The organism is Sphingosinicella sp. CPCC 101087 (assembly GCF_004151485.1).
Lineage (GTDB): Bacteria > Pseudomonadota > Alphaproteobacteria > Sphingomonadales > Sphingomonadaceae > Allosphingosinicella.
This window is the reverse complement of sequence record NZ_SBFF01000020.1, coordinates 1-26999: the sequence shown is the minus strand read 5'-3', so window position 1 is coordinate 26999 and position 26999 is coordinate 1. Positions and strand designations below refer to the sequence as shown.

At 65.4% G+C, this 26999-nt stretch carries 15 protein-coding genes; 7 read left to right on the top strand and 8 right to left on the bottom strand.

Annotated elements, in window-relative coordinates:
- The first annotated feature begins 200 nt into the window (after positions 1 to 200).
- From EKM57_RS21335 to EKM57_RS21325, 3 genes are all read left to right on the top strand, one after another.
- Positions 201 to 3185, top strand: a complete 2985-nt coding sequence (locus EKM57_RS21335; RefSeq protein WP_129794564.1) for a TonB-dependent receptor domain-containing protein — start codon at positions 201 to 203, stop codon at positions 3183 to 3185.
- A 130-nt stretch (positions 3186 to 3315) separates the two neighbouring features.
- On the top strand, positions 3316 to 5103 hold the full coding sequence (locus EKM57_RS21330; RefSeq protein ID WP_129794563.1) for a DUF885 family protein: 1788 nt from the start codon (positions 3316 to 3318) through the stop codon (positions 5101 to 5103).
- A gap of 52 nt (positions 5104 to 5155) precedes the next feature.
- A complete protein-coding gene (locus EKM57_RS21325) occupies positions 5156 to 6937 on the top strand; it encodes a DUF885 family protein (protein ID WP_129794562.1) in 1782 nt (593 codons plus the stop codon).
- Between the two features lie 142 nt (positions 6938 to 7079).
- Here EKM57_RS21325 and EKM57_RS21320 read toward each other — a convergent pair whose 3' ends face one another.
- The 3 genes from EKM57_RS21320 to EKM57_RS21310 all read right to left on the bottom strand — a co-directional run bounded on the left by EKM57_RS21320 (position 7080) and on the right by EKM57_RS21310 (position 12429).
- The gene (locus tag EKM57_RS21320) at positions 7080 to 8819 is read right to left on the bottom strand and encodes a M1 family metallopeptidase (RefSeq protein ID WP_129794561.1); all 1740 of its coding nucleotides are present in this window, start codon (positions 8817 to 8819) and stop codon (positions 7080 to 7082) included.
- 46 nt (positions 8820 to 8865) lie between these two features.
- A complete protein-coding gene (locus EKM57_RS21315; protein WP_129794560.1) occupies positions 8866 to 11577 on the bottom strand; it encodes a TonB-dependent siderophore receptor in 2712 nt (903 codons plus the stop codon).
- A 201-nt stretch (positions 11578 to 11778) separates the two neighbouring features.
- Positions 11779 to 12429 carry a GntR family transcriptional regulator gene (locus EKM57_RS21310; protein WP_129794559.1) on the bottom strand — a complete coding sequence of 217 codons (651 nt, stop codon included), beginning with the start codon at positions 12427 to 12429 and terminating at the stop codon, positions 11779 to 11781.
- A gap of 200 nt (positions 12430 to 12629) precedes the next feature.
- On the opposite strand from EKM57_RS21310, the gene EKM57_RS21305 reads away from it, so the two are divergent.
- On the top strand, positions 12630 to 13829 hold the full coding sequence (locus EKM57_RS21305) for a Xaa-Pro peptidase family protein (RefSeq protein WP_129794558.1): 1200 nt from the start codon (positions 12630 to 12632) through the stop codon (positions 13827 to 13829).
- A 5-nt stretch (positions 13830 to 13834) separates the two neighbouring features.
- Here EKM57_RS21305 and EKM57_RS21300 read toward each other — a convergent pair whose 3' ends face one another.
- A complete protein-coding gene (locus tag EKM57_RS21300; protein WP_129794557.1) occupies positions 13835 to 14848 on the bottom strand; it encodes an Ldh family oxidoreductase in 1014 nt (337 codons plus the stop codon).
- Positions 14849 to 14877: 29 nt separating this feature from the next.
- Complete coding sequence (locus tag EKM57_RS21295; RefSeq protein ID WP_129794556.1) at positions 14878 to 17130, bottom strand: S9 family peptidase; 2253 nt, start codon at positions 17128 to 17130, stop codon at positions 14878 to 14880.
- Between the two features lie 75 nt (positions 17131 to 17205).
- Between EKM57_RS21295 and EKM57_RS21290 the strand changes: the two genes are divergently transcribed.
- Complete coding sequence (locus EKM57_RS21290; protein WP_129794555.1) at positions 17206 to 18246, top strand: proline racemase family protein; 1041 nt, start codon at positions 17206 to 17208, stop codon at positions 18244 to 18246.
- A gap of 22 nt (positions 18247 to 18268) precedes the next feature.
- On the opposite strand, the gene EKM57_RS21285 is transcribed toward EKM57_RS21290, so the two are convergent.
- A complete protein-coding gene (locus EKM57_RS21285; RefSeq protein WP_129794554.1) occupies positions 18269 to 19840 on the bottom strand; it encodes an aldehyde dehydrogenase (NADP(+)) in 1572 nt (523 codons plus the stop codon).
- Positions 19841 to 20009: 169 nt separating this feature from the next.
- On the opposite strand from EKM57_RS21285, the gene EKM57_RS21280 reads away from it, so the two are divergent.
- Together EKM57_RS21280 and EKM57_RS21275 are read left to right on the top strand one after the other, a co-directional pair.
- Positions 20010 to 22349, top strand: coding sequence for a glycoside hydrolase family 127 protein (locus tag EKM57_RS21280; RefSeq protein ID WP_206185536.1), 2340 nt, complete (start codon positions 20010 to 20012; stop codon positions 22347 to 22349).
- A gap of 64 nt (positions 22350 to 22413) precedes the next feature.
- A complete protein-coding gene (locus tag EKM57_RS21275; RefSeq protein WP_243451183.1) occupies positions 22414 to 24069 on the top strand; it encodes an amidohydrolase family protein in 1656 nt (551 codons plus the stop codon).
- Between the two features lie 75 nt (positions 24070 to 24144).
- Here the strand turns inward: EKM57_RS21275 and EKM57_RS21270 are convergent, their stop codons facing one another.
- Together EKM57_RS21270 and EKM57_RS21265 are read right to left on the bottom strand one after the other, a co-directional pair.
- Positions 24145 to 25635 (bottom strand): amidohydrolase family protein, encoded by a 1491-nt coding sequence (locus EKM57_RS21270; RefSeq protein ID WP_129794552.1) that lies wholly within the window; start codon positions 25633 to 25635, stop codon positions 24145 to 24147.
- A gap of 27 nt (positions 25636 to 25662) precedes the next feature.
- On the bottom strand, positions 25663 to 26931 hold the full coding sequence (locus EKM57_RS21265; RefSeq protein WP_129794551.1) for an FAD-binding oxidoreductase: 1269 nt from the start codon (positions 26929 to 26931) through the stop codon (positions 25663 to 25665).
- Between the last annotated feature and the right edge of the window lie 68 nt (positions 26932 to 26999).

Here is a 26999-nt window from a genome sequence, read left to right as displayed (position 1 = left end):
CGAGGGGGCATTGAGACTCACGAGGGACCTCCGTTGAACAGCTCTTTCTTATAACGTATACGATCCAGATGGGAAGCCCAAAAGCGGGCGGCTGAGAGCGCGTCATGTGGCTGCGAAGCTGTGCTCGATTTCCCGGGTTGACACATTTCGATGCTGGTATATCGTATACCGTAGAAAAAAAATTACATCGGGAGGTCACAATGTCCGAGCCATTTATCGCTCGCCCTGCTCGCCGATCGCTCTCCAGTGCTGGACTGCTTTGCGGCGTAGCCCTCATTCTCCCCGTGCCTCTGCAGGCGCAGGAAACATCGACTCCGCAAGCCGCCGAACCGCTTCCGCAGGAAACCTTGCCTGCCAATAGCTCGCAGGCGGCCGCTCCCGACGACGCGGGCGAAATCGTCATCACCGGTTCGCGCCTGATCCGGACCGACCTCAACGCGCCCAGCCCGACCACGGTCGTCGGCCAGGCCGACATCCAGCTCGCCGGCAATGTGACGCTCGAGAGCACCCTGAACGAATTTCCGCAGCTCGCGTCGGGCAACACGTCCAGCGTCAACAATGGCGGCGGATCCGGCGTCCTTACCGCGAACCTGCGCGGCCTCGGCGCCACCCGCACCCTGGTGCTCGCCAATGGACGCCGCTTCATCCCGGCCAATTCCGACGGCCAGGTCGACCTCGCCACGATTCCCGACGCCCTGGTTGAGCGGGTGGAGATCATCACCGGCGGCGCCTCGGCCGTCTACGGTTCCGATGCCGTGGCCGGCGCGGTGAACTTCATCCTCAGGCGCGACTTCGAAGGGCTGGAGGTCAGCTATCTCTACGGCCAGACCTTCCGCGACGATGGCGCCTCGCACAAGATCGACGCCACGTTCGGCGCCAATCTCGACGATGGCCGCGGCAACGTCGTCTTCTCGGCTTCCTATACCAAGCGCGATCCGGTGTTCCAGGCGGACCGCGGCTTTGCGCAGGTTCCTCTCGACACCGTGAACGGCCAGCTGGTGCCCGGCGGCTCCGGCAACGTTCCCGGAACGCGCATCGGCCTCAGCCGGTCGCAGCTCGATCAGCTGGTGGGCGTCAACCTGACGCCCGACGGCCCCTGTTCCAACCTGACCAGTATTCAGTTCCGCGAAAATGGCGTTCCTTTTGCTTATTGCACTCCCGAGGATGCCTATAATTACGGCCCGTTCAACTATCTGTTGCGGCCACTCGAGCGGATCCAGGGTTCCGCGATCGCCCGCTACGAAATCAACGACAGCGTCGAAGTATTTGGCGAAGCCTTCTTCGTCAACTCGCGCAACAACACGACGCTGGCGCCCGAATCCTTCGTTCCGCTGACTCCGGGTGCGGCCTCGTCGACTCTCCTCGTTCCCGCTTATGCGACCAACCCGATCCTGTCGCCCGCGACGCGCGACTTCTTCGTCAACAATCAGGCCCTGTTCGACCCAGACGGCGACGGAACGGCGGCCATCGTGGGCGCGGCGCGCCGGGCCGACGAACTCGGCACCCGCGACAGCTTCTACGAGCGCAACTCCCTCAACCTGACCGGCGGCCTGCGCGGCCGCCTCGGTCTCGGCGGCAACGACTGGCGCTGGGAGGCCTTCTACCAGTACCAGCGCAATCGCAGCGATACCCGCAACGAGAACTTCATATCGCTGACGCGCCTCAGCCAGGGTCTCGATGCAGTCATCAACGACCAGGGTCAGGTCGTCTGCCGGGACCCGACCCGCGGCTGCGTACCGGTGAACATTTTCGGCTACGGCTCGATCACGCCCGAAGCCGGGGCTTTCCTGACGCCACCGCGCGTCAGCGACGACGAGTTCGAGCGTCAGGTTGCCGGCGCCTCGATCAGCGGCGTGCTCCTGAACCTTCCGGGCGGACCGGTGTCGCTGGCGCTCGGCACCGAGTATCGCAAGGATTCCTATCGGTTCGACCCCAGTCCGCAGGACCTGGCGGGCGAATATGGCCCCGGCTCGCAAAGCCGTGTCCGCGGCCAATTCGATGTGAAGGAAGTGTTCGGCGAGATCCGAATCCCGATCTTCTCCGAACGGCCGCTGCTTCACACCGTGGCGGTCGAGGGCGCCGCCCGCTATTCCGATTATGGCGGAGACAATGGCACCGTCGGCGGCGTTTTCACCTGGAAGGTCGGCGGCGAATATGCGCCGTTCGACTGGATCCGCTTCCGCTCAGCCTTCAACCGCGCGATCCGGGCGCCCACCCTGAACGAACTCAAGGCGCCGATCACGCGCGGGTTCAGCTCGGGATCCGACCCCTGCTCGCGGTCCAACAATCCGAGCACCGCCCAGAAGGCGCTCTGCGTCGCCCAGGGCATTCCGCAGTCGGACATCGACGATTTCGAGCAATCGTCGCTGGGACAGACCGTGCAGAGCGGCGGCAATCCGAACCTCAGGGAAGAGCAATCGGATACGCTGACGATCGGCGCCGTCATCTCGCCGCCTTTCCTGGACCGCCTCAACATCACGGTGGACTATTTCCGGATCAAGGTGGATGGCGCGATCGCATCGATCAACCTCAACCAGACGCTCACCGACTGCTTCACCAATCTGGATCCGAACTCGCCGACCTGCCGGTCGATCTTCCGCCTTCCGAACGGGCAGATCGACTATGTCTCGACGCAGCTCAGCAATATCGGCGCGATCAACGTCGAGGGTCTCGACTTCCAGGCCGACTATCGGATGCCTCTCGGCACCTTCTTCCAGATCGGCGGCAACGAGGCCAATCTCACCTTGCAGGCGATCGCCAGCTGGCTGTTCGAGCGTTCGACTCAGGTGCTCACCAACCAGGAGCCGGTCGACTGTGCCGGCCGCTTCGGCAACGGATGCATCGGTACCGGCACGTTCGGCCTCCCGGACTTCAAGCTGAACCTCAGCAGCACCTATGACAGCGGTCCCGTCACGTTCAGGCTCCAGGGTCGCATGATCGGCGAGTTCAACCTCTATCCCGGGGCCACGGCCGCGGTGCAGAGGGCAGCGCCCGAATGGTATGTCGATGCGGCGGCGACGGTTCAGGTCCTGGAGCATCTCGAGCTGTTCGGCGGCATCGACAATCTGTTCGACAACAAGCCTCCGATCCTCGGCACCGCCCTGGCCGGCGACGCCAATACGGATCCGTCCTTGTGGGACGTGATCGGCCGGCGCTTCTTCATCGGGGCGCGTGCGCGCTTCTAACCCTGCCGCTTCTCGTGGCGCGAAAGCTGTCTACCCCCGCAGCCGGGCGCATCGAAGCGAAAGCGGCGGTCACGAGCCGGTGGGCTGGGCAATGTCCTGGTCCGCCGGCTCCAGGAAAGGAGATCGGTACATGAGGTTGTCGGCCTTGCTGGCGCTTGCGGCAGCCTGCCTGCCCATCGCGGCGACCGCCGCGCCGCTGCAGCTCGCGTCCGCCGCCCAGTCGGCGGCGGACCGGTTCCGAACGATCTACGAAGCGGAATGGGCGTGGCGCGTGAACGAGCTTGCTCTGGGCCCACAAGGTACTCGCGGGCCCGGGACGGATCGCCTCCCCGACGTCACTCCGGCCGCCCAGCAGCGGCGGCTCGAATATTGGCGCCGTACCTTGGCCGAACTCGACACCATTCCCGTCGCGCAATTGTCGGCCGAAGACCGGATCAATCACGCGGTCCTCAGAACCAGCCTGCAGCGCTTCGTCCATGAGCTCGAGGCGCGCGACTATGAGATGCCGTTCGCAAGCGGTTCCTCCTTCTGGGCGCGCCTGGCGCCCCGCGCGGGCTTTCGCAACGCGCAGGAGTATCGAGACTATATCGCCCGGATGCGCGACATTCCACGCTACTTCGACGAGCAGGTCGCGAACATGCGCGCCGGTCTGGCGCGCGGCTTCACGCCGCCGCGGGTAACTATTACCGGCCGCGAGCGTACCATCGAGCCCTTCGCCAATCCCGATCCGGCCCAGAACCCATTCTACAACGCGTTCAACCAGATGCCGGCAAGCATTCCCGCTGCCGAGCAGGAAGCGCTTCGGGCGGAAGGAAGGACGGTGGTCGCAGAGACCGTCGCGCCCGCTTTCGCCAAGCTGCTCCCGTTCATCCGCGACGAATATATTCCCGGCGCCCGAACCACCCTCGCTGCGGAGGACCTTCCGAACGGCGAGGCCTATTACGCGACCTTGGTGAAGGATCATACGACGCTGGACCTGACGCCGGCGCAGATACATCAGATCGGCCTTCAGGAGGTGGCGCGCATCCGCGCCGAGATGGACGAGGTGATGCGCCGCTCCGGCTGGACAGGCGATTTCGCCGGCTTCCTCAACTTCCTCAAGACGGATCCGCAATTCGTCGCCAAGACGCCTTACGATCTGATCGCGCGGACGACCTGGCTCATCAACAAGGTCAACGGCAAGCTCGGCGAAACGATCGGCCTGTTGCCGCGTCACCGGTTCACCATCCTGCCGACGCCGGCAGCGATCGCGCCGTTCGGAACCGGCGGCAATGGCGGTCTCGACAGCTGCGTGTTCAACACTTTCAACCTTCCGGCGCGCAAGCTCTACACCTTGCCCGCGCTGGCCGTGCACGAATGCGCACCGGGACACAGCTTCCAGGCCGCTTTGGCGCTCGAGGGGCCGAGCCGGCCGCCATTCCGGCGCTCGACCTCCTTCACGGGCTATGGCGAAGGCTGGGGTCTCTACACGGAATGGCTCGGCATCGGCATGGGCATGTACGAGACTCCTTATGAGGACTTCGGGCGCCTTACCTACGAGATGTGGCGCGCCTGCCGGCTGGTGATCGATACCGGCATTCACCATCTCGGCTGGAGCCGGGAGCAGGCGATCGACTATCTTGCCAGCAACACGGCGCTCGCCGACCATGAGGTCGAGACCGAGATCGATCGCTACATCAGCGACCCCGGGCAGGCGCTCGCCTACAAGCTCGGCGAGATGCTGATCCGACGCAAGCGCGCCGACGCGGAGCAGAGGCTCGGCGACAGGTTCGACCAGCGCTGGTTCCACGACATGATCCTCGACCTGGGTTCGGTGCCGCTGCCGGTGCTCGAACAGCAGATCGACCTGTGGATCGCCGGCGGGGGGAGGAACCCCCACGCGCAGGAGGGGGCGAGCGCCGCTGCGGCGGCACCCTGATCCGTCGCGTTACGGCTATTCGGATTTCCAGGAAGCTTCGGGGGTGAATGCAATGTTGAGATCCGCCTGGAAGTCGAGCCTGGCCCTGCTCCTCCTCAGTGCCGTTCCGCTCGCTTCCGCAAGCGGCCAGGTTCCCGCTGCCCAGGCGGGCAGCGCTGACGCGCGACTCAGGGCCCTCTACGATGCGGAATGGGAATGGCGCAGTGAGGAGTTCGGCTTCGGCGAGGACGGGTACAGCTTCGGCGGGGCCAGCCTTCCGAGCGTCGCGCCGGAGGCGCAGGAGCGGCGCCTTCGTTATTGGAGCCAAACTTTGGCCCAGCTGGAGCGCATTCCGGTCGATCAGCTCTCGCCCGAAGAGAAGATCAACGCAGCGGTCTTCCGCACCGTTCTGGAGGCCAAGGTCGCGGAGCTGCGTTACCGCGACTATGAAATGCCCTTCCGCAGCGGCAGCTCCTTCTGGGTCTTCCTGGCGCCCCGTCAGGGGCTGAGCGATGCCGAGGCGTATCGCAACTATCTCGGCAGGATGCGCGACATCCCGCGTTATTTCGACGAGCAGATCGCGAATATGCGCGCCGGGCTGGAACGCGGGTTTACGCCGCCCCGAGTGACGATCACCGGGCGGGAGCAAAGCATCCTTCCGTTCACCGAAAGCGACGTGGAGCGCAATCCGTTCTACCTTCCCTTCACGCAGATGCCGAACAGCATTCCGGCCGCCGAGCAGGAGGCACTGCGCGAGCAAGCCCGTGCGCTGATCGCCGGATCGGTCGCTCCCGCCTACGCCAAACTGCTGCCCTTCATCCGCGACGAATATATTCCCGGCGCCCGCACGACGCTCGCCGCCGAGGCCCTGCCGGACGGAGCGAACTATTACCGGTCGCTGATCCGCGAATATACCACCCTGGACCTCAGCGGCGAGCAGATCCATCAGATCGGCCTCGGCGAGGTCGCCCGCATTCGCGCCGAGATGGACGAGGTGATGCGCCGCTCCGGCTGGACAGGCGATTTTGCCGGCTTCCTTCACTTCCTGAAGACCGATCCGCGGTTCGTCGCCAAGACGCCCTACGAGCATATCGCCCGAGCCACCTACATCATCAAAAAGGTCAACGGAAAGCTCGGCGAGACTATCGGGCTGCTGCCGCGCTTTCGCTTCACGATCCTGCCGACCCCCGACGCCATCGCCCCGTTCGGGACCGGGGGCAATGGCGGGCTGGACAGCTGCTGGTTCAACACCCACAATCTCCCGGCCTGGAAGCTCTACACGCTGCCGGCGCTCGCCGTGCACGAATGCGCGCCCGGCCATAGTTTCCAAGCGGCCCTCGCGCTGGAGCTGGAAGGTCGGCCGCCGATCCGCCGCAATACCTATTTCTCCGGCTATGGCGAAGGCTGGGGGCTCTACACCGAATGGCTCGGTATCGGCATGGGCATCTACGAGACTCCTGAGGAGGATTTCGGCCGCCTCAGCTACGAGATGTGGCGCGCCTGCCGTCTGGTGATCGACACCGGCATCCATCAGTTCGGATGGACGCGCGAGCAGGCGATCGATTATCTCGCCAGCAATACCGCGCTTTCCGATCACGAGGTCGAACGCGAGATAGACCGCTATATCAGCGGTCCCGGTCAGGCTCTTGCCTACAAGCTCGGCGAGATGCTCATCCGGCGCAAGCGCGCCGAGGCCGAGGCGGCGCTCGGCGACCGGTTCGACCAGCGCTGGTTCCACGACGTGATCCTCGACCTTGGCTCGGTACCGCTGCCGGTCCTCGAGGAGCAGATCGACCTGTGGATCGCCGGCGGCGGAAGGAATCCGCATGCGCCAGCCGACACCGTCGCATCGTGAGCTTCTCGGGAAGAGGAAGCCGATAGTCTGACCGGGACCTCAGCCGGCGCGGGAGCTTCCCGGTCCGGCTAGGCTGCGGTCCCGGATGTCCTGGTTTCCGAAGTCGTTTTCGTCCGTCTTGTCCAGCTCGGGAAGTCTCGCGCTACCGCCGCCGGCCCGCCTCCTGCGGATTGGCCTCGCGCCAGGCGTGGAAGCGGTCTATCGCGTCGGATTGGCGAAGCAGCTTGGACTGCGGATCGAGTGTCACGGTGCTCCATGGCTGCACCGGCACCGATCCTTCGCCATTTGCCATGGGAAGCGTCGTCAGCCGGCCGTCGACCATCACGTCGAGCGGCATCGGAAAGGGAAGGTCGTCGGGCGTACCCCAGCGCAGATGAAGCCTGCCGTCGCGCCGCTCGCTCTCCACCTTGGGAAGCGCCGCACGATAGAGATACACGTCGAAGAACCAGGCTAGATCCTGGCCGGTCACCTCGTTCGTGATCCTGATGAAGTCTGCGGTCGTCGCCAATTGCGGCTCGAAATTGCCCGGCCGGGGGTCCGGGCGTCCGTAGACGATGCGGCGGATGATCTCGTAGAAATCTTCGCGGCCGATCAGCTCGCGAAGCGTGTGCATGACCCAGCTTCCCTTGGGATACAGGTCGCCCTGCGGTCCGGTGGGCTCCGCATAGACCTCCCTTTCGCCGCGCTCGCGACCGCCGACGAGCGGCTGAAGGTTCCGGATGCCGGCGCGCTGCGATTTCAGCAGCGAATAATAGTCGATCGCCCCGTTGAGATATTCGCCGAGCAACGGCTGCATGTACGAGCCGATTCCCTCGTGAAGCCAAAGGTCGTCATAATTGGCAGCCGCCAGCTGGTTCGCGAAATATTCGTGCGAGAACTCGTGATGCATGAGCGGATCGAAGCCGTACATCGTCCGCGGATAATCGATGCTGTAACCGTTGAGCGTCTGGTTCTCGAGCCCGGAATAGGGGACGCGGATGACCCCCATTTTCTGATCCGCCCAGGGGTAGGGGCCGATCTGGGATTCGAAGAAGTCGAGCGCTAGCGGAAACTCCCGGAACAGCTCGGCCGCCTGTGCCTCCTCGCCGGGGAGGTACCAATAATACATTGGAATCGTGTTGCCGTAGCGGCTCCGATACTCGTCCTGGAGCAGCTTGTAGGGGCCCACGTTCAGGACGATGCCGTAGGTATGCGGGCTGCGCGCGCGCCAATTGTAGGTCCGCCAGCCGTCCGTTTCGGTCATCCCCATGAAGGCGCCGTTGCCGGGGGCAACCAGGGGCGCGGGAACGGTGTAATGGAGGTCGGCCATCGCCGGCTTGCGCGTCGGATGATCGATGCAGGGCCACAAGAGGTCGCATCCGCCGCCCCAGTGGGACGTGTCGATCCAGGGCTGCCCGTCGGGGGTCTGGGTCCAGGTCGTGCCGCCTTCCCAGGGCGGCCGCTTCGCCACCGGCGGCTTGCCGGACCAGACGATCCTCGCCCTGATCTCCCTGCCTGCAGGGGCCGGGCGGGGCAGAGTGATGCGCAGCTGGCCTTCCGGATTGGCGTAAGACGTCGACGGGATCCTGCGCCCGTCGAGATGGATCGAGTCGATCGTGAAGCCGGGATAAAGATCGAGGATGAGGGTGCGGATCGGCGCCGTCGGTCGAAGCGCGAGCGTCGCATCACCCTCGATCCTCTCCTGGTCCGGGAAGACCTTGATGGCGAGATCGAGATGCTCGAAGGTCAGGGCCAGCTGCTCGGCCGGCATCGGCCCGCCCATCTTCCGGGTCTGAGCCGTGAGCGGTGTCGGCGGCTCCGGCGGTGCCGGCTGCTGGGTCAAAGCAGCGGAAGCGGGCAGCAGCCCCAAGGCACAGGCGAGCGCCCATCGGCGAACCGACATATTCCCCTCCCTCAAACCCGCCGACCCCTTGCCGTGGCTCGGACGGTCAGAACTTCTTTTCCACGCGGGCGAAGAAGTAGCGTCCGCGCGAATTGAACACGCCCTGATCGAAGCCGTTCTGGTAATTGCCTTCAAGCCATGGCGGCATGCGGTCGAAGACATTTTCGACGCCGAGCGTCAGCTTCATGTCCCCGGGGTTGACGTAGAAGTTGGCGACCAGATCGCTCTGAAAGTAGCTCCGGGCCCTTAGTTGCTCGCCGTTGATGCGCAGCGAGCCTTGGTTGAGCACGCCATCGACGTAACGGAAGGCGTAGGACAGGTCGAAGTCGCCATAGGACCAGGTAGCACGGCCGGTGGCGCGCCACTTTGCGAGCGTTCCGAGCTCGGTCGTGTAGGTTCCGGATCGTTCGATCGGTGCGACATCCGGTGCCGGCGAGTTCTTGTAGCTGTCGAGATAGGTCACGTCGGTGCGCAGCGACAGCTTTCCCCACGAGGCGGTGGGTGTCTCGTAGCTCGCTCCGATGTCGATCCCCCTGATCGATTGGTTCAGCAGATTGTCCCGCGTCGCGGTGACCTCGAACACGTAATTGTTCTCGTTGCGGGTGATCCGGTCCGCATAGCTGGTGCCGTCGAGCGCATTCTGCAGGATCATATAGTTCACGTCGGCCGTGCCGATGATGTTGTCCTTCTTGATCCGGTAATAATCGACGGTGATCGCCAGACGGGGAATGAAGGACGGAGTGAACACCAGGCCGATCGTCAGATTCTCCGCATCCTCGGGCTGCAGGTCCGGATTGCCGCCGCTGATCACCCAGGCGCCGGACGAGTCGGTGATCGCCCGGCGCCCGTTGCATCCCGGGAAGGAGGCGAAGTCTTCGCCGGTGCAGGGATCGACGATCGGACGGAAACCACGGGACGTTCCGCTATAGGTCTCGGTGAAGCTCGGCGCGCGGAAGCCCGTGCCCCACGAGCCACGCAGCATCAGATCCTCATAGGGGCGCCACCGGATGCCGACCTTCGGGTTGGTGGTGCTGCCGAAGTCATTATAGTCGGAGAAGCGGACGGCCGCTTCGACGTCGAGGCTCTCGATCAACGGAAGGTCGCGCAGGATCGGGATCGCGGTTTCGGCATAGACTTCCGAGATCTTGCGGATCGGCGGAAAGAAATCGGGACCGATCGTGCCGCGCGCGGCAAACACGTCGTCGGGTCCGTTGGCATTGTTGTTCTGGGAGAATTCCTCCTCCCGATACTCGGCGCCGAGCGCGAGGCCGACGTCGCCGGCGGGGAGGCTGAACAAGGTGCCGCGGACATTGGCGACTGCCGACCTCAGTTCGGCGCTCACATCGCTGAACAGATCGGTGGAGATGAAGTCGAACACTTCCTGGCTGATCGAGCCCGGAGCTCCGAACAGGTTGATCGGCACGCATCCATTGTTCAGCGCGCGGCAAACATCGGAATCGCCGGCCGCCTCGCGGATCCGGTTGAGGTTGATTCCACGGCCGCTGTAGGTGAGCTGATCGAGATGCTGCTGGTTATAGGAGACGTCCCAGTGCCAGCCGCCGCCAAACTCGCCTTCCAGTCCGGCGATGAATCGGTAAGTCTTCGAATCCACGTCGCTCTGCCGCCAGGAATCGCGCGGCTGCTCGACGAAGCTGCGGGCGGCGCTGACGTCGACCCCGAACGGATTGAAGTCGTTGTTCGCGCTGACGATCACCGTGTCGCCGAACACCTCGCCGATATAGTCAGGCGCGAGGTAGCCGAGCGACTCGCGGCTGTTGAATCCCCCCTGCAGGAAGAAGCGGATTCCTTCGGTCAGCTCGTAGTTGCCGTTGAACCAGAGGTTCACCTGCTCGATGTCCGAGGCGCTGCTCTCATATTGCCAGTAGTTGATGCCGTCATTGGCGCCCGGGTCGTTGGTCCCCGGGAACAGGAAGTCGCGGAAGTCCGAGAGGGAAGTCGCCTGGGTCACGCCTTCGCGAATGATAAGCTCGCGGTCAGGATTGCCGGGATCGAGGCCTCTGAACGACGTATATATGGGCAGCGGGTCGCGGAAGTTACGGCCGCCGCGCGAGCGCCAGTCGGGATCGCGGCTGACCGGGCGCTGGGCGATGCGGTTGCCGTCCGCCTTACGCCAGCTGGCGCTGAGCACGAAGCCGCCGCGATCGAATTCCTGGCCGAACGTGGCGCTGAGTTCCCGATTGGGAAGATCGCCCCGGCTGCTGATGCCATAGCCGCCGCGAAGAAGCAGGCCGTCATAGCTGCGGCGCATGATGATGTTGACGACGCCGGCGATCGCGTCGGAGCCGTAGACGGCAGAGGCGCCGTCCTGAAGCACCTCGACGCGCTCGATCGCTTCGAAGGGGATGCTGTTGAGATCGACGGTGCCGCCGGCAGTGCTCGCGATGACGCGCCGGCCGTCGATCAGGACGAGGGTATTTACGGCGCTGAGGCCGCGCAGCGCGACGTTCGCCGATCCGTTATTGCCGCGTCCAGCAGATTCGCTGGCCGACGGGCTCGCCACCGGCAGCTCGCGCAGCAGCTCGCCGACGCTCTGGGCACCCGTCTGATCGATTTCCTCGCGGTCCAGCACGGTCACCGGCGCCGCCGCCGTCAGGTCGGTCGAGGGAAGGCGTGAACCGGTGATGATGATCGCCTCGCTTTCGGCGGCCGCCGCCGGGGGTTCGGCTTCCTGTGCGTAAGCGGCGGATGCGAGGAGCGACGTCGTCACCAGGAGCGTCGCAGCTTTCAGGCTGATCATGATTTACCCCCTTCGGCCATTCGGACTCTCTGGCCCGATTCGGATATCGTATACATTATCCGCAGCAGGGTCCAGACGTCGGCTTCGCGGCTCGAGAAGGCGCGCCCGCCGCCTTGGCGGCGACGGGAACCCGGTGGGAGAGGTAAGAGATCAGGCCAAACGGTTCGAGCCGAACGCGGCAAGGCGGGCGAGCGGCGACCGTCAGCGCGATGGAGACAGCTGTCGCCTCAGATCTTCCAGCGTCTGCACGATGTGGAGCCTCATCAGCTCCTCGACAGAGTCGGTATCGCGGGCCAGCCACGCCTGAAAGAGCTGGAGATGCTCCTCATTGGCCCGCTCGTCGCGACCGAGCGGTTCCAGATGTTTTCGGACGTAACGCTCGGAGAGAATGTGCAGCCGCTCCAGGATGTTCGTCGTCACGGCCTGCCGGGAGGGTCTGAGCAAAGCGAGGTGGAACGCCCGGTTGAACGCGCCGACGCCCTCGCCATGCTCGTTCGTGACCCGGTCCAGGGTCTCCAGTGTGTCGCTTGCCAGCTTCCTCTCTTCGTCTGTCGCGGACTGGGCCGCCCGAGCAGCGGTCGCCGGCTCGAGCTTGAGACGCAACGCATAGACCTCCTCGGCTTCTTCGGTCGACAAGGAGCGCACGAAGAATCCGCGGTTCGCCTGTGATCGCAGCAAACCTTCCTGCTCGAGCCGCGCAAGCGCCTCGCGCAGCGGGATTTTGCTGACGCCCAGCTCGGCGGCCAGCGCATCCTGGCGAATTGGCAGGTCGGCCGCTACCTGACCCGTCAGAATTCGTTCTCGAACCAGTTCGACGAGTTGTTCCGACAGGTTGCGGACCAGCAAGCTCATGACAGTCGTCCAGTGTATCGGTCCATAATATCTACCCTCATAGTCGAAATTCGTCGCAGCGAAAGCGCAACCGCTTCTCTGTTCTTCGAGCGCCGGTCCGCGGCACATGGGATGCAGGCCTTCATCGTCGAAATGGTCCCTTGCACTTGCCCGAACGGCCGGCCAACAGCGGACTCGACCCAGAATGAGGACCGAATTGCATGACGCACGGGATTGGCGGATCGAGCCGTGTCGACGAGCTTGCCGAGCTGTTGCCCTGGCCCGACCCGGCGCCCCCCATCGACCAGAGCGAGCGGGCGGCACGGATCGAGCAGGCACGCGAGCTTCTCGCGGATAGCGCCGCCGACGCCTTGCTGATCGGAGCGGGGCCGAGCCTTCTCTACTTCGCCGGAATCGGATGGGGCGCTTCCGAAAGACTGGTCGCCATGCTCCTGCCGAGGCGAGGGGCTCCGATCGTCATCTGTCCGGCCTTCGAGCTTGGAACGCTCGAAGCGGAGCTTGCCGTCGACGCCGAGGTGCGGCTCTGGGAGGAGGATGAGAGTCCGTTCGCCTTGGTCGCTTCGGCCGCCAGGGACCGCGGCATCGCCGTCCTGGCGATGGATCCAGGCCTCGCCTACGCGCATGTAGACGCTGTGCGCGAAGCTGCGCCATCGCTTCAGCTCCTCAACGGGGCACCGGTCGTGAACGGCTGCCGCATGCGCAAGTCGCCGGCTGAGCTGGCCTTGATGCGACAAGCCAAGCAGATGACGCTGGAGGTCCATCGTCGCGCGGCGAGAATTCTGAGCGAGGGGATCAGCGCCAGTGAGGTGCGGGCATTCATCGATGAAGCGCACCGGGCCCTGGGCGCCGCCGGAAGCAGCTTCTGCATCGTGCAATTCGGCCGGTCGACGGCATTTCCGCACGGGCTCCCGGGGGAGTGCTGGCTGCGGGAGGGCGACTTCGTCCTGATCGACACCGGGTGCACCGTGAAAGGCTATCATAGCGACATCACGCGTACCTACGTGTTCGGTAAGGCCGATGACGAGCAGCGACGTTTCTGGGATCTGGAGAAAGCCGCGCAGAAAGCCGCCTTCGACGCCGTTCGGCCCGGCGTCGCGTGCGAAGAGGTGGATGCCGCGGCCCGGCGCGTGCTGGAAGCCGCAGGGCTCGGGCCCGGATACAGGCTTCCTGGCCTTCCGCATCGCACCGGCCATGGAATCGGTTTGGCGATCCACGAGCCGGCCTATCTCGTCCGCGGCGACCGGACACCCCTCGCCCCGGGAATGTGTTTCTCGAACGAGCCGATGATCGTCGTCCCCGAGCGGTTCGGGATCCGGCTGGAGGATCATTTTCACGTCACGGACGAAGGCGCGGCCTGGTTCACCGAGCCTTCGCCGTCGATCGACGCGCCCTTCGGCTAAAGCCGTCAATCGATCAGCGAGCGTATATCCTCGAGCAGGGGCCCGGGGATGTCGACGCCCTCCGTCAGGCTGCGCTTGCGCGCATCGTAGCGCCGCTGCGAGGGCAGTCTCGCGCCCTGGGACGTAATCTGATCGAACAGGGACTCGGCCCGGGCGATATGGTCCAGCGCCGTCGAGCCGAGGAAACCTGACGGGTCGAGCGCAATGATCAGTTCGCCGCCGATCGGCGAGGCCTTGGCGCCATCGTCCAGCGCGATGGATTCCGCGCTGGTCATGTCGCCGATCAGGGGCCCGCCGAGCAGTTCGACCATTGTCGCCAGGGCCGACCCCTTGTGACCTCCGAAGGTCAGCATCGCACCGGCAAGCGCCGCTTGTGCGTCGGTCGTCGGATTGCCGTCCGGGTCGATGCCCCAGCCCAGCGGAATCGGGCGGCCCTCGCGCCGGTGGAGCTCGATTTCGCCCCGCGCGACGGCACTGGTCGCGAAATCGAAAACGAAGGGATGGGGCCCCGGACGCGGCCAGCCAAAAGCGATCGGGTTGGTGCCGAACACCGGCAATCTTCCTCCTGCCGGCGCCACCCAGGCGTGGCTGGGGGTGCAGGCGAAAGCGACCAGGCCGTCGGCCGCCAGCCGCTCTACCTCGGGCCAAAGGGCGGCGAAATGGACGCAATGGTTGATCGCCAGCGCCGCCAGGCCGAAACGCCGCGCCTTCTCGGCAAGGATCGGGCGCCCGAGCTCGAAGGCGAGTTGCGCGAAGCCTCCGCCCGCATCGATCCTGACGATGGCGGGGCTCGGCTCATGCACCGAAGGTACCGCGTCAGGCACAACCTTGCCGGTTTTGATCGTATGAGCGCAGACCAGCAGCCGATAGATTCCGTGCGAGGCGCAGCCGTCCCGCTCGCCCGCCACCATCGTCTCGGCCACCGCCTGCACATGCGCTTCACCGAGGCCGAACCGCCGCAGCACGCTTTCTGCGAGGTCGCGGACCTCGCCGAGGGACATTCTGACTTTCTCGCTCATCCTGGCTTCATCGCCTCCAATGTGAACTATCACCTGCCTCCGGGCGGCAAGTGCTCGCCCAGATAGTCGGTCATCATCGTGAACATGTGCAGGCGCGTATTCGGTCCCTCGCTGATCGAATGCGTGCGATCCGGATAGGCCATCATCGAGAATTGCTTGTTCTCGGCGATCAGCCGATCCGCCAGCTGCTCGAGATTCTGGTAGTGGACATTGTCGTCGCCGGTGCCGTGGATGATCAGCAGATTGCCTCTCAGATTTCCGGCGAAGTTGATCGGGGATCCGTCGCGATAGCCTTCGGCATTCTCATCCGGCAGGCCCATATAGCGCTCCTGGTAGATGGCGTTGTACAGAAGCTGGTTCGCCGGCGAGGCGATCGCGATCCCTGTCCTGTAGAGGTCCGGATAGCGGAACAGGGCATTCAGCGTCATCGCGCCGCCGCCGCTTGCGCCCCAGATCCCGACCCGCTCCGGATCGATATAGGGGCGATCGGCCATCATCCTTCGCAGTGCGGCCGCCTGGTCGGCCGAAGCCAGGATCCCCACCTGCCGATAGATGCTCTTGCGCCAGTCCCGCCCGCGAGGCGAGTTGGCGCCGCGGCTGTCGACGCTTGCCACTAGATATCCCCGCTGAGCCAGCATCATGTGCCACAGCGTCCGGTCTCCGCCCCATCGGTCGGCGACGGTCTGGCCGGCGGGCTCGCTATAGACGTGGAGCAGGAGGGGATATTTCTTCGAAGGATCGAAATCAGCCGGCCTGATCATCCAGGCATCGAGACGAACCCCGCCGCCTATGTCGATCCGGAAGAATTCCGTTTCCTGTCGGGGCGTTGCCGCCAGCAGGGCCCGCATGTCCTCATTGTCGACGATGCCACGCGTCGCCGCGTGCGCGGGCAGGCTCACGACACCCGTCCTGGGCGGCTCATGGAAGGTCGAGAAGCTGTGGAACGCCCAGCGGGCGCCCGGGGCGATCGCGTAGGCGTGGGTCCCCGGCAGGCCCTGCGGAGTCACGCGCTCGATTCGCGCATCCCCCTTGAGGGGAGCCCGGAAGAGATAGCGTCGGGTCGGGTCGTCGGGCGAGGCGATGAAATAGACCCACCCGCTCTCCTCGTCGACACTCTCGACGCTTACCACGTCGAACTCGCCCGGCGTTCGGAGGTCAAGCCGCTGCCCGTCGCGCGAGACGATATAGAAATGGCGCCAGCCGTCGCGCTCGCTGAGCCAGGTGAACGCCTTCCCGCCATCCAGCCAGACCGGATCGTCATTGGCCTCCACCCAGGCGGTGGCGTCCTCGTCGAGGAAAACGCGCCGGGTCGCTCCGGTCTCGGCATCGCCCATCAGCACCTCGTTGCGGTTCTGAAGGCGATTCATATATTGGATGATGACCTCGTCCGGACGGTCGGCCCAGCTCATCCTCGGCACGTAGTTCTGACGCGGATCGCCCTCCAGCCGAAACCAGGTGGTCCGTCCGTCGGCAACCGCGACGGTGCCGATTCTCACGGCGGAAAGCGTCGTCCCCGGTTTGGGATATTGAAGCGGAACCGGCTCCGAATACTGGCCGCCCGTATTCCTGATCATGTAGAAGGTGCCGACGCCTTCCGTGTCGAAGCGCCAGAAGGCGATCCGGCGCGAATCCGGACTCCAGGTGAAGGCCTTGGCGAGGAAGAACTCCTCCTCGTATACCGCATCGCCTATTCCGTTGACGATGAGGTCGCTGCCATCGTTGGTCAGCGGCCGCGGCCCTCCGCCCGCCACCGGCTCCACATAGAGATTATTGCGGTAGACATAAGCGACGAGCCGACCGTCGGGGGAAAATTCGGCATGCATCATGCTGGACGGTTCCAGCCCCGCGCCGAGGCGGTGCAAGGCCTTGCTGCGGAGGTCGAGCAGCCAGTAATCGGCGAGCGCCCGGTTGCGCCTGAACCGTTGCGCATTGGTCGCCACCAGCAGGTAGCGGCCGTCGGGCGACCACTGATAATCGTCGATCGTCAACGGAGCGGCCGCTCCATCGGGCCGCAGGTCCGATGCCGCGACCAGCACGTCGCGCACGCCGGAAGCGGTCTCGATCCGGACGATGTCCGACCCGCTTGGTGTCGTCGCCGAGGGTTGCACGATGGTATAGTGATCGCCGCGGCCGAGCCATTTCGTCGTCTCGGCGCGCTCGAGCTCGACGGCTTGGGCCCCGTAAATCTGATCGAGCTCCAGTCCTCCCTGCGGCTGGGCGAAGGACGGCAGCGGACCGATCGACACCATTCCGACAAGCAGCAAAATGAGTCGAAATCGCATGGCCCCCTCCCGCTGAATCGTATACCGTATCTACTGCAGCAGGCTGGAGGCCGGCGCAAGGCCTGGGAGAAACGCATGCGCCTGAAACGATCCATCTCCGTGGTCGGCTGTCACGCCGGCGGGGAAGTGGGAGACGTCATCGTCGGCGGAGTCCTTCCGCCTGCGGGCGGGACCATGTTCGAGAAGATGCGTACAATGGAACGCGACCATGACCATGTGCGCCGGCTTCTGTTGTGCGAACCGCGCGGAAGCGTAATCCGGCACCTGAATCTGATCGTCCCCTCTACGCGCCGCGACTGCGACGTCGGCCTGATCGTGATGGAGCCGACCGAATATGTTCCCATGTCGGGTTCGAACACGATCTGCGCCGTGACGGTCATGCTCGAGACCGGCATCCTGCCGATGGAGGAACCCGGCACGACCGTCCGCCTCGACATGCCGGGAGGTCCCGTTCAGGCTGTGGCGTCCTGCCGCGACGGCCGGTGCGAATGGGTCGAGTTCGAGAACGTGCCGAGCTTCGCGCATTCGCTCGATGCCCGGATCGATGTCGAGGGCCTCGGCTCGATCCTGGTGGACGTTGCTTATGGCGGCATGTTCTTCGCGATCGTCGATGCCGACGCGCTGGGCTTGAAGCTGGTTCCGGAGGAAGCACGTCGGATCTCCGACCTGGGCGAGCGGATCCGCCTCGCCGCGCGCGAGCAGCTCGATATCGCCCATCCCGAAAACCCGGACATAAGAGGCGTATCCATCGTCCAGTTCGCATCCCGCTTCAACGGCGTGGGCCAGGTGACTCTCAACAATTGCGTCGTCGCGCCGGGACGGCTCGACCGGAGCCCCACCGGGACCGGCACCTCGGCTCGCCTGGCGGTCCTCGAAGCGAGGGGACAGATGAAGGTGGGCGATTCGATGGTGCATGCATCGATCCTGGGTTCCGAATTCCGCGGCAAGATCGTGCGCAGGACGCAAGTGGGCGGAAGGCCGGCCATCGTGCCGTCGATCCGCGGCAGCGCCTGGATCACCGGCTTCCACACATATGTCGTCGATCCCGCCGATCCGTGGCCGGAAGGCTATGCCATGACCGACACCTGGGGAATCAGCGGCGCGCTCACCCAGTGAGCGCGCCGGCCGAACGAAGCGGTCAGCTCGCGAGATTCCCATCGACCCGCCGGGGGAGGCCGTAAGGATTGGAGTCCCTGAGCATCGGCGGAAGCAGGCTCTCGGGAAGATCCTGATAACTGACCGGCCGAAGGAAGCGATCGATCGCCAGGCTTCCGACGGAGGTCGTGCGGCTGTCGGAGGTGGCGGGGAAGGGGCCGCCATGCACCATTGCGTGGGTCACTTCCACGCCCGTCGGCCAACCGTTCGCGAGAATCCGGCCGACCTTCCGCTCCAGGACAGGAATCAACGGTGCGGCAAGCTGCTCGTCGCCGTCCGCCAGCCGGAGCGTCGCGGTGAGCTGTCCCTCCAGGCTTTCGAGGATCTCGCCTACTTCTCCGAAGTCGCGGCAGCGAACCACGATCGAGCTCGAGCCGAATACTTCATGCGACAAAGCAGGGTCGCCGAGAAAGGGTTCGGCATCGGTGACGAACAGGGCCGCACGGCCCTCGTTCACGCCTTCGCCGACGCTGCCGCGCGCAACCAATTCCACAGCGTCGTGGGCCGACAGCCGCTCGACGCCCGTTTCGTAATTGGCGCAGATGGCCGGCGTCAGCATGACGCTCGGCTTGCTTTTCGTCAGGACGGCCGCAACCCCGGCGATGAACCGGTCCAGGTCGGACCCGCCGATTCCGAGCACGATGCCCGGATTGGTGCAGAATTGGCCGGCGCCCATGGTGAGCGAGCCGACGAATCCTTGTGCCAGCTCTTCCGGCTGTGCGGCGAGTGCGCGCGGGAAAAGAATCACCGGATTGATGCTGCTCATCTCTGCATAGACGGGGATCGGCTCCGGCCGGCGCTGCGCGATATCCATCAGCGCAAGGCCGCCGCCGCGCGAGCCGGTGAAGCCCACGGCCTTGACGCGCGGATCGGCGACGAGCGCTCCGCCGAGCGCGTTGCTCGGGCCCGGAAGGTAGGAGAAGACTCCCTCGTGCAGGCCCTGCTCGGCGATGGCCGCGGCGATGGCTCGCGCGACGAGCTCGCCGGTCCCCGGATGGGCCGGGTGGCCCTTGACGATGACCGGGCATCCCGCGGCGAGCGCCGAGGCCGTGTCTCCGCCTGCCACGGAAAATGCGAGTGGGAAGTTGCTGGCGCCGAACACCGCGACCGGCCCGAGGGGAACGTTGCGCAGCCGCAGGTCGGGACGCGGCAACGGCTGGCGGTCCGGGAGGGCAGGGTCGATGGTCACCTGTGCCCAGTCCCCGCGCCGCAGGTTGGCCGCGAACAGGCGCAGCTGGCCGACGGTTCGTCCGCGTTCGCCCTCGATTCGCGCCCGCGGGAGGCCGGTCTCCGCAACGGCGCGCTCGATCAGCGCATCGCCCGTGGCGAGTATCTTTTCGGCAATGGCTTCCAGGAAGCGCGCCCGCGTCTCGGGATCGGTTTCGCGATAGGAGTCGAAGGCCGCGGCCGCGAGGCCGGCGGCTTCGCCGGCCTCGGCCGGTCCTGCACCGTGGAACACGGGGTCCAACGTCTCGCCGGTCGCGGGATTGATCGCGCTGAACCGGTCAGCGCCTTCCACTTCGCGAGTCCCTATCAGGACCGTTCCTCTTATCATCTGTCACTCCCTTGACCGGTGATGGCGTCCGTTCAATCCCTACGGGGTGGACGCTCCACATTGACTCGTATACCGTATAATATAGCTTCGGCCCGCCAAGCCGCAACCTGAGAGGAACCCAATGCCCTGGCTGACGACGCGTCGCAATTTCTTGCTCAGCGGGGCTGCCATGGCATTTGTTCCGACCATCATTTCTTGTTCTCCCCAGGCCGCCGGGAGCAGCGGCGGGCTGCCGGCGACGGCTCGATCGTTTCCGCTCTCGGCGGTCCGGCTGAAGCCTTCGCCTTTCCTGGAGGCGGTCGAGGCGAACCGCGGCTATCTGCACCGCCTGGAGCCCGACCGGCTGCTCCACAATTTCCGGACAAGCGCGGGCCTCGAGCCGAAGGGTGAGGTCTATGGCGGATGGGAAAGCGACACGATCGCGGGCCACACGCTCGGCCACTACCTCACCGCGGCCTCGCTCATGCATGCGCAGACGGGGGACGCCGAGTGCAAGCGCCGCGTCGACTATATCGTTGACGAGCTTGCGGCCGTCCAGGCGGCCCACGGCGACGGCTATGTCGCCGGGTTCACGCGCAAGCGCGGCGACATCGTGGAGGACGGCAAGGTCCTCTTTTCCGAGCTCGTCCGGGGCGACATCCGGTCGGCGGGATTCGATCTCAACGGCTGCTGGGTACCCTTCTACAACTGGCACAAATTGTTCGCGGGGCTCTTCGATGCGCAGTCGTTGTGCGGCAATCCGAAGGCGCTTGGAATTGCCCAGGGGCTCGGCGGATATATTGACGGCGTGTTCGCCCAGCTCGACGATGAACAGGTCCAGAAGGTCCTCGACTGCGAGCATGGCGGGATCAACGAAAGCTTCGCGGAACTTCACGCACGAACTCGGGACGCCCGCTGGCTGAGGCTCGCCGAAAGACTGCGCCACAAGAAGATCCTCGATCCCCTCGCCGCCGGCCAGGACGTGCTTCCCTGGATTCACGCGAACACGCAAATTCCGAAGCTGATCGGCCTCGCACGCCTGCACGAGCTGACCGGCCGGCCGGCCGACGCCGCGGCGCCGCGCTTCTTCTGGGACACGGTCACGCGTGACTATACCTATGTCATCGGCGGCAACGCCGATCGCGAATATTTCCCGGAGCCGCGGACGATCTCGAAGCATATCACCGAGCAGACCTGCGAAAGCTGCAACACCTACAACATGCTGAAGCTCACCCGGCACCTCTACAGCTGGAAGCCGGAAGCGCGTCTCTTCGACTATTATGAGCGGGCGCACATCAACCATATCCTGGCGCATCAGGACCCGCGGACGGGTATGTTCGCCTACATGGTTCCGTTGATGTCCGGCTCGCACCGCACCTTCTCCAGTCCGTTCGACGATTTCTGGTGCTGCGTCGGAAGTGGGATGGAGAGCCATGCCAAGCATGGGGAATCCATCTACTGGCAGGCCGACGACATGCTCATCGTCAACCTGTTCATTCCCTCGCGGCTCGACTGGAACGAACGCAAGGCGGTCGTCAGCCTCGACACCGAATATCCCTACGGGGAAGAGGTGAGCCTCGCGATCGAGCAGATTGCGCAGCCGACGGATTTCGCCGTCGCGATGCGGATCCCCGGCTGGTGCACCGGCGCCACCCTCGCAGTGAACGGCGAAGCCCAGCCGATCGAAACGACCGACGGCTACGCGATCGTGCGGCGGAGCTGGGCGGAGGGTGACCGGATAACCCTTTCGCTGCCGATGCAGCTGCGCTCCGAGCCGACGGTCGACGATCCGTCGACGATCGCCTTCCTCCACGGCCCGGTCGTGCTGGCAGCCGACCTCGGCCCGGCGGACCAGCCCTTCGAAGGCACCGCTCCGGCGCTGGTCGGGAGCGACATCGTCGGTGGCTTCGCTGCCGCCTCGCTCCCCGACAAGACCTTCGTCACCCGCGGAATCGGTCGGCCGGAGGATCTTCGCTTCGCTCCCTTCCTGGAGCAGCGCGATCGCCGGACCGCCGTCTATTTCCGCCGGTTCACCGATGCCGAATGGACGGTCGAGCAGGCCGCTTTCGCCGCTGAGCAGGCCCGTCTCCGGGATCTCGAAGCGCGTTCCGTCGACGTCATGCACCTCGGCGAGATGCAGCCGGAGCGCGACCATCAGCTCACCTCGCGCAATTCCTATCCGGTCACCTATCGCGGGCGCCACGGCCGAGATGCGCGCGGGGAGGGGGAACCCGGATTCTTCCAGTTCCGGATGCGGGTGCGCCCGGGGCCGCTCGTGCTCCAGGCGACCTATTGGGGCGAAGAGCGCAACAAGCTGTTTCACATCCTGGTCGACGGCACCCGGATCGCCACGCAGGAGCTCCAGCGCGAGCGTCCCGGCGAGTTCTTCACCGTCGACTATCCGATTCCCGAGGCGCTTACCCGGGGCAAGGAGCAGGTGATGGTCCGCTTCGAGCCCGCCGAAGGACTCAATCGGTGCGGGCCGGTCTTCGGCGTCAGGATCTTCACGCCGCGCGCGGAGACGGTCTGAGATCGAGGGATGAGAAATAAAGGGCCGAATCCAGTCGGATCGGCCGATGCAGGGGGAGAAAACGATGTCGTCCGGTCGAGCTAATCTGTTCCGTTTCCTGGCAGGCGCGGCCTTGCTCGCCATTTCGGGCATGGGCCCTGTTGCCGGCCAGGCCGCCCCGGCCGAGCGGGCCGATGTCGCCGATCCGATTCCAGCCCGCACCGAGGGCATTGGGCCATATTCCAGGGTCATTCTGCGCAACGTCATCATGGTCGACGGCACCGGCGCGCCCGCACAGGGGCCGTATGACATCGTCATTTCGAACGATCGGATCGCCGAGATCCGCTCGATCGGGGCGCCGGGCGCGATAGACGAGTCCCGGCGGGCGGAGCCCGGCGATCATGAAATCGATCTCACCGGCCATTACGTCCTGCCCGGCTTCGTTGACACCCACACCCATCTTCACACCTTGTCGGACGGGCAGAATGTCCCTTCCGACTATATATTGAAGTTGTGGATGGCCCACGGCGTCACCACCGTGCGCGATGTCGGCAGTGGCGGGCGGCCGATCGAATGGCTGGCCGACGTGAAGCGGCGCAGCGAGCGCAACGAGATCGTCGCGCCGCGTATCGAAATCTATCCGATGTTCCAGGATATATTGGATAGGCCGGTCAACGATCCCGAGACGGCTCGCCTCGCCGTGCGCGAGGCGCAGCGTCGCGGCGCCAGCGGAATCAAGTTCATTGGCGGGGCCGAAGACGTGCTCTTCGCCGCGCTCGACGAGGCCGAAAGGGTCGGCCTCAGGACAACCATGCACCACGCGCAGCCGGTCGTTGCTTATGCCGACGTACTCCAGACATCGGCCCATGGGCTGGACTCGATGGAGCATTGGTACGGGCTACCGGAAGCCATGTTCACCGACCGTCGCCTCCAGGCCTTTCCGAACGACTTCATCAATACCGACGAGCAGATGCGGTTCGGCGAGGCAGGGCGCCTGTGGCAGCAGGCCGGCAAGCCCGGCTCCGAGGCCTGGAACAATGTGATGGATCAGCTGCTCGAGCGCAACTTCGTGCTGAGCCCGACCTTCACCGCATATCTTACGAGCCGCGACTTCATGCGCATGAGCCGCGCGGCCTGGCATGATGAATATACCCTGCCGAGTCTCTGGGATTGGTACCGGCCGAGCCGAGTCAATCACGGCTCCTACTGGTTCGACTGGACCACCGAGCATGAGATGGCGTGGAAGGAGAATTACCGCCTCTGGATGCAGTTCGTGAACGAGTACAAGAATAGGGGCGGCGCCGTCACCGTGGGCAGCGACAGCGGCTACATCTACAATCTCTACGGCTTCGGCTACGTCCAGGAGATGGAGCTGCTCCGCGAAGCCGGCTTCAGTCCGCTCGAGGTGATCCATGCCGCGACGCAGGAGGGTGCGAGAGCGCTCGGCGTCGACGACGAAGTCGGCACGATCAGGGTGGGGAGAAAGGCGGACCTCGTCATCGTCAACGGCAATCCGCTCGCCAACATGAAGCTGCTTTTCGGCACCGGTACCCTGCGGCTCAACGATGCGACGGGCCAGGTCGAGCGAGTCGGCGGTATCGTCTATACCGTCAAGGACGGCATCATCTACGATGCGCGCCGCCTCCGCGCGGAGGTCCGCGACATGGTGGCGCGGCAGCGGGCGGAGCGCGGCATCCCGGCCGGTCCGATGGTGATCGAGGCAGTCGACGTGTCGCGGTGACGGAGCGCCTGCCGCGCCGGCGCCGCCCCGCTCGCGCAGGGTGGGGATGCCGCCTCCTCCTGCTCGGCAGGAGGATCAGGGCGTGCTCGTCGTCGCAGGCGGTCCGAAGAATGCCTGATCGGGCAGGCGATCTATCGGAACCACCCGTCCGCTCGCTATCACCAGGTCGAGCGAGCGGATATTTCTGATGTCCGCGAGCGGATCGGCCTTCAGCAAGATGAGGTCGGCGATTTTTCCCGCCTCGATCGTCCCGAGATCCTTCTCCATTCCGGCCGCGGCGGCGCCGTTGCGAGTCGCGGCGACGATGGCCTGCATCGGCGTCATGCCGAGTTCGGTCAGGCCTTCGATCGCTCTCAGGCTGCCTTCGCCCGGCTCCTGTTCGGGAGGCTTGGGTTGGCGGCGGAACTCCGGAGCGTCGCCGAGATAATTGTCCGTGGCGATGGTGATGCGACAGCCGGCCCTGATCAGCCGTTCGGCGTTTCGGCGCTGGATCTCGGCTTCCTCGCCAAGCGCCTCGGCGCGCCGGTGGCGTTCGGCCGAAGTCTCCGGCGGAGCGGCATCGGCAAGACGGGCCGCGGCCGCGGATCGGCGCTCGAGCTGGCGCCGGCGCACGTCGCCCGTGACCATGTTGGCGCGCATCGCGCAAAGGGTTCCGCGATTCACGATCAATTCGACGAGATCGGCCGGGAGATCTCGGCTCATCAGCTCCGGGTGCTGGATGAGGTCGATCCCCGCTTCGACGGCCAGACGCAGACCTTCGGAGCTTGTGGCATGCGTCTCGACGACCTTGCCCCGCTTGTGACCTTCCTCGACGATGATGCGCTGCGCCCGCGGCGAGAATCCGATCAGCGAGGGGCGCATGAAATGGCTCGTTCCGCCATATTTGAGGAAATCGACGCCCTTATCCAGATAGGTGCGGATGGCTGTACGCAGCTCTTCCGGGGTCATGTCCATCAGCTCTTCGCCGACGCCCTGGCTGAGCAGGTCGTTCCACTGCTCCTGGAAGAGGGAGAGTTCCGAATCGTCGGTGAGCGAATAAGTGCGCGAGAAGGGGCCACCCCAGCCGATGATGTTGCCGGCGACGAGCAGCCTCGGCCCGATTGCCTCGCCGCGTGCGATTCGGTCGCGGACCCGAAGCAGCGGCGGGAGGACTCCGTAGCTGTCCCGGATCGTCGTCACGCCGACCTTGAGGTGGCGTTGCGCGAATTCGAGCGCGAGCTCCTCGTTGCGCTCGGAATATTTTGCGGACGTGTCCCGCCTTGCCGGATTGCCGTAGACGGTGCCGTGCACGTTGCTGTCGATGAAGCCCGGGAGCAGATATTTCCCGCGGCCGTCGATCACCCGCGCGTTCGTCGGCGGAACGGCACGGCGCGCGACCGCCCTGATCCGCCCATCCTCGATCTCGACCGTCATGCCGGGCCGGGGCGGCGCGCCGGTGCCGTCGATGACGGTGACGCCGACGATCGCGATCCGGTCCTGCGCATGGGCCGGCGACCAGGCGAGGAGGATGGCGGCGAGCGCCGCCAGGGATCGGATCAGGTGGACGGCATTCCGGGCCTGTCGCATTGCGGCAATTCCCCCTTCTCAAGTGCGTCAGAATCTGTGCTGGAAGCGTTCGAGATCGAAGCCCGAAAGCTCGATCGCGGGCGGTTCGCCGGCCGCCAGCGCGCCGATCGCCTCGCCGGTGACCGCGGCCAGCGTGAGCCCGAGATGCTGGTGCCCGAAGGCGTAGAACAGGTTGTCGGCCGTCCTGCTCTGGCCGATCGCCGGCAGATAGTCCGGCAGGGTCGGGCGGGCCCCCATCCATTGGCTGACCGGCTCGGGCAGGCTCAGGCCGAGCTCGCGTGCATGCTGGCGCAGCCGCGCCCATTTTCGCGCATCCGGCGGGCTGTCGGGACGTCCGAACTCCACGAAGCTCGCGAGGCGCAGGCCCGAGCGGAATCGCGTCGCAATCATCGACCGATCCTCGAAGACAACGGGTGGGAGGTCGACGGGCCAGTCGGTTGCGGCGGATTGGAGATGATAGCCCCGCTCGGCGATGATCGGTACCTTGTAGCCGAGCGCCCGGAGCATCCGTCCTGATGCCACGCCGGCGGCCACCACCACCACCTGCGGGCTGAGCGTCTCCCCCGTGTCGAGTTGCAGCGAGACGCGGCGGCCCGTCGTCTGGATCGTGCGGACGCCGGCGCACAGCTGTTTCCCGCCGAGGTCCCCCAGCCTCCTGTCCAGGACTTCGGCGAGCAGCCCGAGATCGGCGATCTGCCCCGTGCCGAGGAAGCGGATCGCGCCCGCGGGGGGGCGGTTGGTCAGGCGCAACAGCATCGCCACTTCGTCGGGGGTGACATCCCTGAACGTGGCCGTGCCCGTTTCCACCGCCTCCCAGTGTGCGCGTCCACTCGCAGCGGCTTCCTTCGTCTGCCACAGGACGAAATGCCCGTCCTCGAGCAGGAGGTCCGGCTCGCCGGCGGCCGTGAGCAGCCGCCGCCAGGCGCCGATCGCCTCACCGAGCGCGCCGCCGAGCGCCGCCTTGCCGGCGGCGAAGCGGGCAGGGCGGCTCGCCGCGAGCAGGCGAAGCGAGAAGGGCAGCCATGCTCCCATTTCACCGATCGGCAGCCCCAGTGCGCCGCCCCGGGAGAACAGCCGACCGGGAAAGCTGCGAATCGTCGAGAAGGAAGCGAGCGGCTCCACCTGTTCGGTTGCAATATGGCCGGCATTTCCCCAGGAGGCGGCGCGCCGGACGACGACCGGATCGACCATGGTCGTGGAAAATCCCCTGGCGGCCAGGGCCAGGGCGCATGCGCTGCCGACGATGCCGGCACCGACCACAACGGCCGAGTCAGACTGCGTGATCGCGCTTCCCATCTGGATCGTATACGTTATAAGAAAGAGCTGTTCAACGGAGGTCCCTCGTGAGTCTCAATGCCCCCTCG